9 protein-coding genes and 1 pseudogene are annotated in these 14,341 nt (G+C 46.8%); 5 read left to right on the top strand and 5 right to left on the bottom strand.

The window, feature by feature from the left end; genetic code table 11:
- The first annotated feature begins 408 nt into the window (after window positions 1-408).
- From ACR2PX_RS14945 to ACR2PX_RS14930, 4 genes are all read left to right on the top strand, one after another.
- The gene (locus ACR2PX_RS14945; RefSeq protein ID WP_434000154.1) at window positions 409-2,040 is read left to right on the top strand and encodes a peptide ABC transporter substrate-binding protein; all 1,632 of its coding nucleotides are present in this window, start codon (window positions 409-411) and stop codon (window positions 2,038-2,040) included.
- A 78-nt stretch (window positions 2,041-2,118) separates the two neighbouring features.
- Entirely contained in the window at window positions 2,119-2,670 is a 552-nt protein-coding gene (locus tag ACR2PX_RS14940; RefSeq protein WP_434000153.1) for a Panacea domain-containing protein, read from the top strand.
- A gap of 2 nt (window positions 2,671-2,672) precedes the next feature.
- Entirely contained in the window at window positions 2,673-3,206 is a 534-nt protein-coding gene (locus tag ACR2PX_RS14935) for a hypothetical protein (RefSeq protein WP_434000152.1), read from the top strand.
- Between the two features lie 104 nt (window positions 3,207-3,310).
- On the top strand, window positions 3,311-4,735 hold the full coding sequence (locus tag ACR2PX_RS14930) for an aldehyde dehydrogenase family protein (RefSeq protein WP_434000151.1): 1,425 nt from the start codon (window positions 3,311-3,313) through the stop codon (window positions 4,733-4,735).
- A gap of 180 nt (window positions 4,736-4,915) precedes the next feature.
- Here ACR2PX_RS14930 and ACR2PX_RS14925 read toward each other — a convergent pair whose 3' ends face one another.
- The 4 genes from ACR2PX_RS14925 to ACR2PX_RS14910 all read right to left on the bottom strand — a co-directional run bounded on the left by ACR2PX_RS14925 (window position 4,916) and on the right by ACR2PX_RS14910 (window position 12,131).
- Window positions 4,916-6,949, bottom strand: a complete 2,034-nt coding sequence (locus tag ACR2PX_RS14925) for a TonB-dependent copper receptor (protein ID WP_434000150.1) — start codon at window positions 6,947-6,949, stop codon at window positions 4,916-4,918.
- A 100-nt stretch (window positions 6,950-7,049) separates the two neighbouring features.
- Window positions 7,050-10,973 carry a hypothetical protein gene (locus ACR2PX_RS14920; protein WP_434000149.1) on the bottom strand — a complete coding sequence of 1,308 codons (3,924 nt, stop codon included), beginning with the start codon at window positions 10,971-10,973 and terminating at the stop codon, window positions 7,050-7,052.
- Window positions 10,974-11,111: 138 nt separating this feature from the next.
- Entirely contained in the window at window positions 11,112-11,729 is a 618-nt protein-coding gene (locus ACR2PX_RS14915) for a hypothetical protein (RefSeq protein WP_434000148.1), read from the bottom strand.
- A 144-nt stretch (window positions 11,730-11,873) separates the two neighbouring features.
- Window positions 11,874-12,131, bottom strand: a complete 258-nt coding sequence (locus tag ACR2PX_RS14910; RefSeq protein WP_434000147.1) for a hypothetical protein — start codon at window positions 12,129-12,131, stop codon at window positions 11,874-11,876.
- Window positions 12,132-12,350: 219 nt separating this feature from the next.
- Here ACR2PX_RS14910 and ACR2PX_RS14905 point away from each other — a divergent pair.
- Window positions 12,351-12,482, top strand: a pseudogene (locus ACR2PX_RS14905) (IS701 family transposase); the annotation flags it as partial.
- Window positions 12,483-12,550: 68 nt separating this feature from the next.
- On the opposite strand, the gene ACR2PX_RS14900 reads toward ACR2PX_RS14905, so the two are convergent.
- Window positions 12,551-13,822 carry a Fic family protein gene (locus tag ACR2PX_RS14900; protein WP_434000146.1) on the bottom strand — a complete coding sequence of 424 codons (1,272 nt, stop codon included), beginning with the start codon at window positions 13,820-13,822 and terminating at the stop codon, window positions 12,551-12,553.
- Between the last annotated feature and the right edge of the window lie 519 nt (window positions 13,823-14,341).

The raw sequence follows: 14,341 nt of genomic DNA, 5'->3' as shown, positions 1-14,341 counted from the left end.
TTGAGACAGTTTTTATGATTATTTGAGGCGAATAGCGAGCTATTCAACGAAAAGAATCATAAAAAATGGCCAAATCCGGCTTTTTCGCAGTAGGTCAGTGGTAAGTCCGACAGGCTCCTAGGATTTTCTAATCAATAACAGATACAGAAGCTATTAACAATGAATCTGAGAAGCCTCTACTATAAATCAGGGTCTATCTTGTATAAGTACCCACTCAGCGGCTCTAATTAATATACCCATCGCCTTTCAAGTTGCTACGTTGTTGTCAGCGCTCGCTCACCCCAGTCACCAACTTTTTGTAGGCTCCTGGGGCTTCACGAGCTTGCCGCCTAGCAGCAACTTGAAATCCAATGGGTATAAGCCAGCTGTCCTCAATAGAACAACCTTCAGGTTGTTCACGGTAAAATAATGATGATAAAAAACGTTTCATTGAAACAAATAGGCCTCATAGCCCTGTTTCAGTTATTGGCTGGTACTTCTGTATTATCTTTAGCCCACAACAATGTCAGCACACTGGTGATTGGCAACAGTACCGACCCGGATTCACTCAATCCTTATAATTCACAAACCATTGTGGGACATCAACTTCACAAAAACCTCTTTGAAGGGCTTATTGTTAAAGACCGCTCCGGTCAGTATGTTCCTGCCCAGGCAGCTGACTGGACACTTTCCGAAGACGGAAAAACCTACACTTTCAAGCTAAGACCCGATCTCCAGTGGAGTAATGGTGATGCTCTTACTGCCAAGGATTTTGAATTCGCAGCTCGGTACGCCATAGACCCTGACAATACTTTTATCCGTGCCCAGATTTTTGAGACCCTGCATGTGGCAAACGCCACTGACATTATTCATCGGCAACAACCCGTCGAGAAACTGGGAATCGAGGCTGAAGACAACCACACCCTGAAGGTTACCCTCAGCAAGCCCGTACCCTACGCTCTGGACATCATTGAATATCTGCTGATGCCTCTGCATCCGGACTCAGTCAATCAATACCCTAAACGCTGGGCACAGCCAGGCCACCTGGTTTCCAATGGCGCTTATCAGCTCGATAGCTGGGTGATTAACGAACAGGTCACCGTCATCAAAAACCGGTTTTATCGAAATCAGAAAGCAACAAAGATAGAAAAGGCCATTTTTCTGCCCCTGCAACCAGAAGTTGAATATAAACGCTACCAGACTGGAGAAATTCATATTACGGCCAGCGTGCCTTCCAAACTGTATGAAAAGCTAAAGAAAACCATTCCGGATCAGTTGAGCACACACCCAACCCATGCCATTTATTATTACAGCCTGAATATCAAAAATGAGAAGATAAATAATCAGCCTTTGCGACGTGCGCTTTCTCTGGCAATAGACCGGCAATTAATTACCGAAAAAATCACCCGTCAGGGAGAAACGCCTGCTTTTACCTTCATATCCAATCACTTCAATGACTATGAACCACCCGCACTGCCAAAAAGCACGCTTTCAAAACCTGACAAGATCGAAGAAGCCAGGCGCTTATATCAAGAAGCCGGGTACGGGCCCGAAAAGCCTCTGGAAGTTGAAATTCTCTACAATACGATGGATAAACACAGACAGATTGCTCTGGCGATCAGTGATATGTGGAAGAAAACACTGGGGGTTAAAACCCGCCTGAATAATATGGAATTCAACAGCATGCTGGCACAAATGCAACAAGGCCAGTTTGAAGTAGCACGGGTCGGTTGGTCAGTAGTGAGTCCGGAACCTTGCCTGGTTTTGGAAGTATTTAAATCCGATTACGCTTTTAATGAAGGACGTTACCAGAATCCAGAGTATGACGATTTACTGGAGCAAGCTTGCACCGGTATTCCCAGCCCAGTATTCAGCCAGAAGAGAAAAGTTCTTTTCCAGCAATTGGAAACGATTCTGGATAAAGAGGTGCCGGCCATTCCCATTTATTTCAACACCCAGCATCGTCTGGTTAAACCAGAAGTTAAAGGCTTCCCCAAAAAGGGCGAACTGGATGAGTATTATATCAGGGAACTCTCTCTTGAAAGTAACCCATCACGTTAGAAACGGATCAGACTTGTTTTAATAGCTTTTGAAAGGGATACTAGGCGGCAGGAATAATAAAATGTGCGAGGATGAACAGTGAAAAAAGGAATATACCCTGCTGTCGCCATTGCTAATGCTTTTCTGGAAACCGCTCAGGAAAAGCAGGAAGAAATCAGCCCAATGAAACTGCAAAAGCTGGTTTACTTCGCACATGCCCTTTCTTTAGCTGTTTACCATCGCCCACTGATTGATGAACCGGTTTTCGCCTGGAAGTTTGGCCCGGTTATAAAAAGCGTTTATAACGAATTCAGAGCCTACGGTTATCAACCCATTCATAGTCTGGGTACCCTGATCAAAAAGATAGGTCTGGCCAAAACCAGTGATGAAGGCCCGGGCTTTGAAGTCTGTATTCCCAGGATTGAACTCCATGATCATAATGTTCGGAATCTGGTCGATCAGATTTGGGAACTTTATGGCGGGCTTTCTGCACACACGCTGTCTAACCTGACACATAAACCGGGCAGCCCCTGGGAAACCACCCGCAGTGAACATCAGAATGGCGAAATTCCTGATTTCGAATTGAGTCAGGAGTTGATTCAAACGTCCATGATGAAAGAACTGGGTCTGATGCAGGAAGAGATTGCCTGAACATGACTTCGCAGTTGCAGGACGCAGATCAGCAAGAGACCACCAGCCAGCCCTCTGAAATCGACCAGAAAACACTCTGGAAAGTTCTTAATAAATACTCTGAAAGCCTCAGGAAAGTTAATGAAACTGCTCCGGAGTCTGATGATGACGAACTGTTCAGGGAAGAAAAGAAAGTTGAAATCAAAAACCTTTCCCAGGAAGGGATTGCCGAACAGCAATACAAAGTCTTGCTGGCCCAGGAAGAACTGAAAGAGAAACGTCTTCACAACACCCGACTGGAAGACACCATTGAACTGAGAAAAGGGTTTGCCCGGAGAATATTTCTCTTTGTTGTTCTGTCGTCTGTCGTGGTCGCTGGCATGGTCATTGCCAGTGCCAGCAAAGTTCAATTCAAGCGATCCGATGGCAACTGGGTTGAACTCTTCTCACTAAGCGACAACGTGCTTATGGCTTTAATCACTGCTGCGACCGTCAACCTGATGGCCGGGCTGATCATAATTGTCAAAAATCTGTTTCCAGAAGATAAAAATAAATAGAAAAATCCCTTCTTTACAACCCGAACGAACGCTAACTTGATTATCTTTTCGGTGCAGGATAGGGTTAGATCTCCCGGCTGAGACTACCTGCGAGAAGAAAAATTATGAAGCAGCATAACCAGTTCTATATTAACGGTCAGTGGGTTGAGGCAAAGAATCCTGACTGGATTGATGTGGTCAATCCAGCGACTGAAACTGTTATTGCCCAGGTCGCCAAAGGTACAAAAGACGATGTTGATGTCGCTGTGCAAGCCGCCCGAAAAGCCTTTACCTCCTGGTCCGAAACTCCCTCCGAAGAACGCGCTCAATTGATCGGCCTGCTGGCCCAAAAGATGTCCGAAAGCATTCCCGAAATGGCCCGCATTATCTCCTCTGAACAGGGTATGCCGGTTCATCTTTGCGAACTGATTCAGGCCGGTGGCCCGGTCATGGCCATGTCCATGCATGCCGACATGACGGCGCTGATGGATAAAGTCGACATCAAGGGTTCTGTAGAAATTCACAAAGAAGCCATTGGTGTCTGTGCTTTTATTACACCTTGGAACTACCCACTCCATCAGATCGTTGGCAAAGTTGCCCCGGCTCTGGCTGCGGGTTGCACAATGGTTTTGAAGCCCAGTGTCGAGACGCCATTAAATGCTATTAAGTTAGCGGAACTCATGGATGAAGTGGGCTTTCCTCCCGGTGTCTTCAATTTGGTAAACGGCTCTGGTTCAGTAGTGGGTGAAGCACTGTCCTCACACTCCGAAGTGGATATGGTTTCCTTTACCGGCTCAACAGGTGCAGGAACCCGCGTTGCCGCCGTGGCAGCAGAAACCGTTAAAAGAGTCACTCTGGAACTGGGTGGCAAGTCAGCCTTTATCATTACCGAAGAGGCTCCTCTGGCTGATGCCGTCAGTTCAGGCGTGCAAAACGTCATGAGTAATTGTGGCCAGACCTGCACAGCACTGACCCGAATGCTGGTCCCTCAAAGTCGTTACGAAGAGGCTGTGGAGCTGGCCAAAGCGACTGCAGAACAAATTACAGTGGGGGATCCGACTGACTCGGCAAGCTTTATGGGACCTCTGGTGTCCAAAGCCCAGTTGGAGGATGTGTCCGGGTATATCCAGAAAGGTATCGAAGAAGGTGCCCGCTTGGTCACCGGGGGCAAGAGACCTGAAGGGTTGGAAACCGGCTACTATCTCGAGCCCACCATCTTTGCAGATGTAAATAACCAGATGGCCATAGCCCGTGAAGAAATCTTCGGTCCTGTTCTGGTCATCATTCCCTTCAAGGATGAAGACGATGCTGTCGCCATTGCCAACGACTCGCCTTATGGTCTGTCTGGTGGTGTCTGGGCGAAAGATATTGACTCAGCACGAGCTATTGCCAAAAAAATGAGAACAGGCATGGTCAACCTCAATGGCGGTAGTTTTTCTTATGAAGCCCCCTTTGGTGGATACAAAATGTCGGGGAATGGCCGGGAATGGGGCGAAGCCGGGCTGGAAGAATTCGTTGAGCTGAAGTCTCTATTACTGTCACAAAACTAAGCGGAAATTCGCGCCTTTTCTAAAGGTCATTAATCAAGGTAAGCCCGAAGCGGACTTACCTTGATTCCTTTACTTTGTTAAAGACCTTTACCAGAACAACATTCGACAGGTGCCGGATAATAAGGTCAGCAACACTGGCTTTTAATTGTTTAATGAACAGGTTCAATCTACAAAACACCTCTAAAACAGATATTTCATACCCACCCAAACTTCTCGTCCAGGCTCATTCACCTGTTTGGCTGTCGGATCGAATGGATCATGACTGGCCCGGTTCACATGCTGGGCATAAGCTTTATCAAACAGGTTCTGAACCCCCGCTTCCAGTTTGAACCCCTGACCTAGCTGATACCAACCGTATAAATGAACGACGCCATAGCCATCGGTTTCTCCCGCATCCAACCCACTCTGGATATCGATCTTTTCCTGCTTTGAAGCCAGCTCCCAGCGGGCTCCCAGCAACCACCGAGTGGCATCGTAATCCAATTGAAGGTTAAACTGCAGAGGGGGTATCTGTGGAAGATCTGATCCGTTATCGCGGTCTTCTCCCCGGGTCCAGGCCACTCCGGCCGATGGTTTAAAACGTCCAAATGAATAACGCACATCGGCCTCAATACCATAGAGCCGTGCTTCAATGTTTTTGTAGATATAGGCTCCCGAATCGGACTGGGTTCTGAGAATGTAATCTTGCACTTCATCCACATAGACAATCGCAGACCACTCTGCAGCCCCGGTCTCGTATCGATAGCCGGCATCCAGCTGCTGATGTTTTTCCGGTTTGATGTCCGGATTGCCAACCCAGTCATCACTGCCATGACAGCAGGATCCCCTTGAAGCAATAAATCGTTCACTGGTATCGGCGGTTCTGACACTACGACTGCCACGCAATTCGATCGATTGATCGTCGAACAACTCATGCTGCCAAGCCAACAAACCACTCAGATTCTGCTCGTGTACCTTGTCGGCCTCTATTCCATAATATTGCTTATACATCGTATTGGGACTGCTTTTACCCAGTACAGAGCTATTGGCTTGGGTAGCTTCTGCCTGCAAGTCATCAAACCTCAACCCCAGACGGAAAGAATCTTTATCGCTCAAGCTGAAATCCAGTTCTGCAAACACGCCCATCTGGCGATATTCAACACCTGGCCAGATATGCGACTGCCAGGTTTGGCTGCCTGTCTGACGGTTAACCTTATAACGCTTGGCATCCCTGTCGTTAGCCTGATAATCCAGGCCCAGCTTCAGCTCAGCATCATCATAATAAATTTTACCCAGCAACCGTCCTCCCCAAGTCACTGAATCCGATGGAGCTCTTAAACCGATAGAAGATTTTGGCTTACGCACCCTGACGGAATAATTATCCATCAAATGTCGTACGTCAGCATGCCAGCCCGAAAGTTCTATAGCATCCAACCCCAGAAAAGCTTGATCATGCTGGAGTTTCAGTCGCCAGGTATCCGCTTTCGCCCAGGGTGCATCCATACCGTTGCCGGAATAGTAAACGTCATCATCTCTGGTGGACTCAACATTCGCCTCCACCCGGGTGAAAGGCAAGACTTCCCCTGACACCAGCAGCCCACCACTGGAAGACTTGAAAGCGGAGCTGACCGTCTGGCCATTTCCATCTTTGTAATTGTCGGAATCCTGATATTCGCCATAAGCCCTGAGATAGGCAGACTCTTTGCCTAGAGACACATCGGCGGATGCCTGTTTGTAGTCAATATTACTCGTGTGGCTCACGCCCAGGTTGCCCGTATAAGAACGAACACCAGTGCCATCATTGAAGCGGGGCATTTCCCGTTCAAACAGTACCGTGCCACCTGACCCACCGGAACCATAGATCACACTTTCATAACCACGCAGCACCGTAACACGGTCATAACCCTTGAGACTGGTGTAAGTGGTGGGTGGGTCCATTCGCCCCGGACAAGCGCCCAGAACAAAAGCATCACCCAATATAATATTTAACTGGCTTTGCTGTTGCCCACGTATGATGGGATCAAAACCTTTACCTCCTTTTCTTGATACCGCTACACCCGTCTCCTGTCTGAGTAGCTGACCTGCATCTGTGACAGGAACATGAGGTTCATTAAGCTTGATCAAGGATTCCGAAGGGGGTGTATCCATCGTCTCTGTAACCTCTATATCCAGTTCAAGGTCAGCGGCGAGAGCGACCGGTACGATCAACCCGATACAGAGCAAGGAGTACTTCATTAAAATGATTCCGACTGTATTTTTATTAGGTTTTAAAAATGCAGTCAGTATAGGCAAGGCTCAGCCAGTTGAAGGAAAACCTGGATGCCTGCAGGAATATTCAATGCCTAACCTCGAAGTAGGGTTTATAAAAAGAACACTTCTTCCCGGCGGAAGGTTTTTGGCCAAAAGCAAAGTAGAAGTCCATATCATCTGGCCCTCTTCCCAGTGCATAGGCACTGCGACAAATCACATTCACTGATTGTCCGGGTTCGACAGGATTGCCATCACTCACGGCTTTATCCCAGCTCTTTTTTTCTGGTGACCAGACATACACTTGACTGGATTTGCCCTTTATAAGTGGCAGCTGCATGACGGCTGATTCAGCACCTTGCATCTGCGGTTTCAGCTCCTGCAACTCCTCTCCCAGGACATGGGGAAGCATTTGCAAAGACCAGATGTATCCCTTTTTCCACATAGGAGAGAGCCTGAGACCTTCTTCAGACTTAGAGCCTTTGCCATTCATATTGACTAACTTCTGCAACCACTGCTTTCCAGTCCACCCATGATTATTCTGAATTAAACTCCATATGTTCTTTAACCAGGCTTGGTAAACGCTATCACTGCTGTCTTCTACAACACCTGCTAATACTAATGCCGCACGAACAAAGCGCCTTTTTTTGCCACTGGTTTCCTGAATCAGGTTCATTTCGGCCCAATCCAGCAAAGAGAAAATGGTTTCCGCTAATACCTCTTCACTCACTTTCTGATATTCAGCAACCTGAACTCCGTTAGAAACTTCCGAGAATACAGGCATATCGGTTGCAATCACTTCCTGAAGGTCGGCCAGTACTCTTGCTTTCCAATCGACTTCCCAGGCCAGATACGCATAACAGCCTGCCTGCAGGGAAGTCTGGGTTAGAACGTCACATCGGACCTTCTTAGATGGATCTGTGGTTTCATAAACTTGCCCATCCCTGAAGGAAATCCCCCTGAACATGACAGGCTTATCACGCTTTAACTGAAAAATACTGATAGTGCTTTCATCCATACCGCCCAATGAAGCGGGCAATACAGAAGCTTTCTCTCCTTCGAATACAGAGTCCATTAACCGCTTGCCCAGTTCTTTGATGCCCAATGTTTCCAGCTTTCTCTGTAACCCAGCGTGTTTGTATTCCAGAGCATAAGCCTGATAGGCAAACCCAAGCAGTAACAAAAACCCCTCATCGGTCAATGGAGCCAAGGCAATGTGTTCGTCACTGACACCTTTGTCCTGCCAGAGCCGATAAATCATCGTGAGCACTTTTTTCTGCAGCTGAAGAGAAGTGCTGTAAAAGTCCATGCTTTTGAGACTTTGCAGGTGCAGCTGGCTGACCACTGAAGATGGCTCATCAGACGTCTCAAGCAGTCTCATCAACTCTTTGGCGCTGAGAGAATGAGAGACAGACTCCGATCTGTGCCACCAGCCAAAAATGGGGAAGTCCAGTGTTTCTCGATGCTTCTGACTGATATTGATCAGCAGGGGAAGCATGGAAGCAAAGGTTTCATCTCCCAGAAACTCGAGACACAGAGCTTTAAGAGGGTGGCCCGTCAATAAATCGCAACTGGACGACAAAGGTTGAGTGGATGACAAGATCGCCGAATCGGTTCTATTCTTTTTCAACGCTTCCAGTTCCAGACGATTATTTTCTGCCTGTTTACTGACTTTGCCAAAGTAGATCCCGGTCCCGAAAGCAGCCAGCAAGACCGGAGGAAAGACCCAGGAAGTCAGCAATCCCAGGGCTTCAACAAATGCAGCAGCCAGAGGGCCCCGAATGGTAGAAGGCCCTATTTCCTCAGGATCCGCATTGGCCTGTTGGTTCTGTGGTGAGTCCTGATGATTCGAACGATCATCGTTTGGAGTCGAGTCTTTCGGCGTTTTTTTCTGATCGCCTGTTCGGAAGCCCTTTCCATCCTGCAAAATATCCATAGGCGTATCAGGCCCGCAACCTGCTTCCACCATAGCTATAAGTGGAGGCTGTAAACGTTGCAGCAGATCAAGGAGCTTTCCCTGTGAATGAGCATCCACCAGAAGTCCCTGAATATCGAGGTCAGCCTGGCTCTGAGCATCAATCAGGACAACCTCATCAGACCCCACTTTCTGTTGCTGTGCTTCAACCTTTATTACATCAGGATCCGTTTGAGTGGCTGTATCAACTTTATCGGGTTCATTGGCCCTTCCAGTATCAAACTCCGATGGCTCATCAGGACTCTCTGAAGGCGGTCCGGTTACGGTGGTCTGCCCGGTTACCAAGCCCTGAGTGGGGGAGTGAATACCGGGCGATACCATTGTGGCTGAAGCAATATCACTGTCATCAGAAGCAGAAACAGGTGTAGAGACTGGTTCAGAGGTTACCGGCTTTTCATCTTTTTCAGGCGTAACAGTCACAGTATTAACACCCACACTTTTTGTTTGCGCTTTGGTGTTAGTGGCTGCGTTTTTTGTTCTGGGTTTTGATTGCCTGTGTTGATCGAGTTCGTCTTTTAACTCTTTAACTTCTTTTTTATGGCTGTCTTTTTGATGTTTTAATTCCTCATCCTGCTTTTTTCTCTGTTCATTTCTTTTGGTCTCATACTTGGCTCTGTTCTGCTCCATCTCCCTCTGGAGTTTTTTCTTTTGCTCTTTTTGCTTTTCGGCTGCCTTTTTGGCGTCATCCAACTGCTGAGTCAATGTTCGAACTTTTTCCTGCCATTCTTCAACAACAGAAGTCGGATCAGCTTCCTCCAGGGACTCTTCAAGCTCCGTCACCTTCTGCTGGGCCGTAGAAGCGTCTTCCTGTGCCTTATTGAGTTCACTCTGTAACCGATCGACTTGTGCATTGGCAACTTTCAGTTTCTTCTCTGCCTCTTGCACTTTTTCTCCTTGCCCCTTCAGTTTTGCATCCACCTCCTCCTGCGTAGGCCTTGCCTGAAGTTCTTCCTGCCCAGCTTCCAATTGCTCTACCCGCCGCTGCAAGCTGCCTGACTTGTTTTGCTCGGTTTTCAATTCTCCCTGAGCTTTCGTTCGCTCCCTTTCTTCCCGGTCGGCTCTCTTTTTCTCATCAGCCTCTTTTTTTTGAGCATCCCGGGAAGCAGCTTCGGCTTTGTTTTTTTCCTCTTCCAGTTTTTTCTGATGGTTAATCAGTCCCTGAGAATTCTCACTTTCTTTCTGTAAAGCTTCCTGCTTCTGCTTTAACTCGCCTTCCAGCCTTTCTATTTCCTTTTGTTTTTTCTCAATCTCTTTATCTTTTTCAGCCAGAACTTTTTCACGCTCTTCAGCAGCAACCGTTGTATCCGACTCTTCGCCTGCAGGAATTGTACTGTCAGAAGTCGGTGCAGTTTCCAGCTGTTGATTGAGCTCCTCTATTTTGGCGTTCAGCTCGGAAATTTTCTGCTCTTTGGCTTCCAGCTTTTTATCAAAGGCTTCTTGCTTTTCTGCCAGCTCAGCCTGATGGCTGGTAATCGGCATCATTCCGGTTTGATGGGGCAGCTGTTGATTCATTTGTGCCAGTTGCTGACTCATCCAGGCCGCATGGTGCTGCATCAGACCCATCTGCTGATGAAGAGCCCCCGTATGTTGCTGATAAACCGAATAAGGCACCACTCTCTCTGCAGCCATCTGCTGCTGAGGGAATGTGGGCATGGCAGGAACAGGCAGTAGAAGCGGAGACGTTGTTATACCAGGGGCTGATTGCGTTGTTTGCGGCTGCTGAATCAACTGAGTGATCCAGTTTATATTAACAGCCACTTGATTGACGAATATGTCTTGAGGCGTTTGAATCATTTGATACTGATGAGCAGTCCATGGACTCACAATAATCGTAATATGTTGTGGATTGTTAGAACCAGGGGAGTTGGAAATAATTTGTACTAATCCGTTGCCTACACGAGCATCTGTTTTCAGCAGCCATGCTTCTGAGGGCCGAACCATAATCAAAGCAATTAAAAGACACAGCCCATTCATTTTCTGGCTTGGTGCGAAAACACTCCACAAACGACTCAGTAGACTTCGGATTTGGTCACTCATACTGAAATCAACCTGCGTACCTCAGTCTCTGAAACATAATCTGGAACAACTGTTATCAACTCCAATTTCCAGAAACGGCTTATTCAAACCCAAACTGCAAAAAGTGAAGGTGAAGTAGTATAGGTGACGATCCGGCCCTTACCGGGGAAGTTGCAATAAATTATTTTCAGTCCCTTTCAGAAAATGCAGTTTACAGTTGTGATCAAGACCCCAGTATTCCACAGCCTCTCTGGCATCATCCGGTTCGAATTGAAAAACACAGGCACAACAGAAAGTACCACTACCCTGAGCGTTGAAATGACTTGGCTTTGTTGTCCACCCCCACCGACGCTCCTTTGGGTACCATTGTTGCATCTTACCCGAACGAGTAATGACAAGTTTCTGAAGAGAAAAATCATCACCTTCTTCATGGTTTTTCAGGATCTCCCTGGTCAGAACAGGCATCATCTGCATGAATATTCTCCCCTCCTGACTGACCCACTCGGGAAGTACTAACAGCGTATTTTTCTTCTCTCTGAGTCTTTGCCGAATATCCAATAACTGGGGTAAAGGTACATCTCTGATTGCTGGCTTTTGAGCATTCATCACATGATTCATAATGTGATCCAGAATGAGGATTGTTTTACTCCCCAGTGGATTCTCGCCAACCCCTATCAGCAACAGACCATGAATAAGGAATTTCGCTGTAACCTGAGCCGTGACCCCGGGGTATATTGCAGCCTGATAATTCAGTAATCGATCAACCGTACTAAACACGTCTTCTCGTTGAACCACAGGATATTTGGCAGTCCAACATGAACTAGTCGCGCTGAATTCGAAAGCTGGCAAGGCTCTGAGATTATCATTTCTCAGGTGTTCAAGAGCGTCTACTTTCTGTTGATCTCCGGCCAGCATGTACTGTTAACAGACCGCTCTCAACATCATCGATTCAATGACACGACACTGACCATAAAGATGGTTATCCAAAGCGGAGGACCTATTGCGAGTATCCAGAAGCAGGGGGGGGGTTCTGTCGAGATCAACAATATAGAAGTTACTGTCGAAATCTATCTTGAAGGGCAAGTCCTCTCCATGCCGGAGTATTTTTTCCAGAAAGTACCGTGAGACCGGGTTCAACGTAGCCGCTGTCTTGCCATCATGTTGCCTATCCTTAGCCATTGCTGGTTTTAAGATAGGCAGAAACACAGTTTTATCTACAGTCTCGCTTTCAAGTTGCTACGTTGTTGTCAGCGTTCGGCAACTGCTCCTGCGTTGCTCTATCTGCATCCATGCAGTTGTCGCTCACCGGGATGCCGAACCACCCGAACACCTACTATTCGTAGGCTCACGGGGATTCGCTCTCTTGTCGCCTGGTAGCATCTTGAAATCCAATGGGTATATAGCCATAGCCAAATAACATGACTGCTTTCAACCAATCAGTTCAGTAATCGCACACTCTGGCAGTACGTTATACCCGTTATCAGGGAGATTGAGAGCCCGGATGGCGTGCTGATCTTCGATGACACAATTTAGGAAAAGTCCTTCAGCAAGGAAGACGTAAAGACGAATCCCTAAAGGCAAGGCAGGCAACTGAAAATTCAGAAAGAGGCCTCAGAAGTACGCTTGTATTTTTGGAAAGTCGCGGCACCAGCCTGCATTTCCATCACAATCTGCCGGTAAGAAAATCCGTCAATACAGTTCGGGTCACGCCATATCACAGGGCTCAGTCCCTGACTGATCCTGAGTGCATTGCAAAGCAATACAGCTGATGTTCGTATATTTCCGTCTCTGAATGGATGCATTCGATCAATAGTGGCTATACATTGAGCAATAGCAAGCTCTTTATCCTCATTAGTGGCTTGAGTACTTGAAAGTGACTTTTCACACTGCCCGAGAACCTGGTCTATATCTTCTTTCAGTAGTTTTAAATCCCTACGAAGTGCTCCCAAACAATCAAACTGACTCTTTGGGGACGAAGAGCTAAATGACTCCCTGATTACATAATATTCAGTAGTGTATTTCTTATCACTCAGATGCTCTTTATCGTGAGGCGGCTCATCACTGGGGTCTCTATGCCTTATAGGAAAGCAATGACAACAGTCCCAGGCATGATAGGCATACTCTGATAAAAGCCATTGATAAGAAGTCTTTTCCTCTGCTTGCCTCCTGATTTCTGACATCCCTTCATCGGTATAGTTACTTGAATTCTCTTCATCTGCTTCCATGAATCCAAAAGTATTAGGATGCAGCCCTTTTTCCGAAGCAGGAGCAGCATTAAAATCTGATTTTTCGGTTTCATCCCCAATGACCGAATCATGAAAACCAATCAAAGATTCTGCATCAACAACCCGCCTGACTCTTACGTGTTTAAGCATATGGCAAAGCCCTTGAAAAACCCCCGCCAGATACCCTTCTTCACCTTCAAAAGTGTATTTACCATGCTTTTGCTGATGTTCGCCATCAATAACCAGTCGCCATAACTGATTATAATCAAAGCCACCAAAGCACTTATGTTTCTTAACCTCCTCAATCAACTCAATCTCAGCTTTTACCGCCAACAAAAGACTTTTCAAAGTTCGCACGATTATATTATTAAGACCAGACACTTCACTGGAATGACTGGTTGATTCACCCGAAACCGATTTCATACGGCTGATAATATCAGAGAGAAGATCAGAACGTTCTTCCAAAGGAAAATGTTCAATTTCATTCATGAGTTCTAAAATCAAGCGGGTTATCGGTTCTGAGCCCCAGCCTACAGGCCAAAAATAGTTATGAACATTCTTTATATATCGAACCAAATTTGCTTCTTTTTGCCGCATAGGACTCAGCCTAACAGCCCCCCCCTCATATACTTCAGCTTGATTCATTGACACAACCACACGCCCTGAAAGCCCGGTAGCTTCTTCCTGCGATACAGGTTGAGGGGGGGCTGTCGTAGTATAAGAAGCCACGTTTTCTAAAGGAATCAGGCGAACCTGACTTCCCTCTGAAGATTCTGAAACGGGTAGAGATTCCCGACTTCCGTGAAGTGTTGACTGATATGAGATTGGCGACCTGATTCCACTATCCATTTTAATATCTCCCTGGCACAGCATCTATAATTAGAGATTGTTTTTCCTGACGATTTTGACCGCTTAATCACGAAAAAGTTTCTCAGGAGCCGGGAAGCGGCAAAAACAGGTAGAAAAAATGGCTCTTCACTAATTTGAGTGGGTGATTTAACTTGTTCTGAGGCTGGATTGCAAACGTGGACTTCCCCGTTCGTAACTATTCAGCCCCCTCAAAATAGGCTGGATTTTTCAGAGTTTTGTGCCATTTTCTACTAAACCTTTCTCTTTACTCTCAGTCATGACTCATATTGCACCCGATATACAGACCCGCGTCGT

It is taken from the genome of Endozoicomonas sp. (genome assembly GCF_051008435.1).
Taxonomy (GTDB): Bacteria; Pseudomonadota; Gammaproteobacteria; order Pseudomonadales; family Endozoicomonadaceae; genus Endozoicomonas_A.
This window is presented reverse-complemented; position numbering and strand designations above follow the sequence as displayed.

Bases quoted from the DNA above. Each gene is read 5' to 3' on its own strand.
- ACR2PX_RS14935 (WP_434000152.1), top strand. From the start codon at position 2,673: ATGACTTCGCAGTTGCAGGACGCAGATCAGCAAGAGACCACCAGCCAG.
- ACR2PX_RS14910 (WP_434000147.1), bottom strand. From the start codon at position 12,131: ATGGCTAAGGATAGGCAACATGATGGCAAGACAGCGGCTACGTTGAAC.
- ACR2PX_RS14930 (WP_434000151.1), top strand. From the start codon at position 3,311: ATGAAGCAGCATAACCAGTTCTATATTAACGGTCAGTGGGTTGAGGCA.
- ACR2PX_RS14945 (WP_434000154.1), top strand. From the start codon at position 409: ATGATGATAAAAAACGTTTCATTGAAACAAATAGGCCTCATAGCCCTG.
- ACR2PX_RS14920 (WP_434000149.1), bottom strand. From the start codon at position 10,973: ATGAGTGACCAAATCCGAAGTCTACTGAGTCGTTTGTGGAGTGTTTTC.
- ACR2PX_RS14900 (WP_434000146.1), bottom strand. From the start codon at position 13,822: ATGAATCAAGCTGAAGTATATGAGGGGGGGGCTGTTAGGCTGAGTCCT.
- ACR2PX_RS14925 (WP_434000150.1), bottom strand. From the start codon at position 6,949: ATGAAGTACTCCTTGCTCTGTATCGGGTTGATCGTACCGGTCGCTCTC.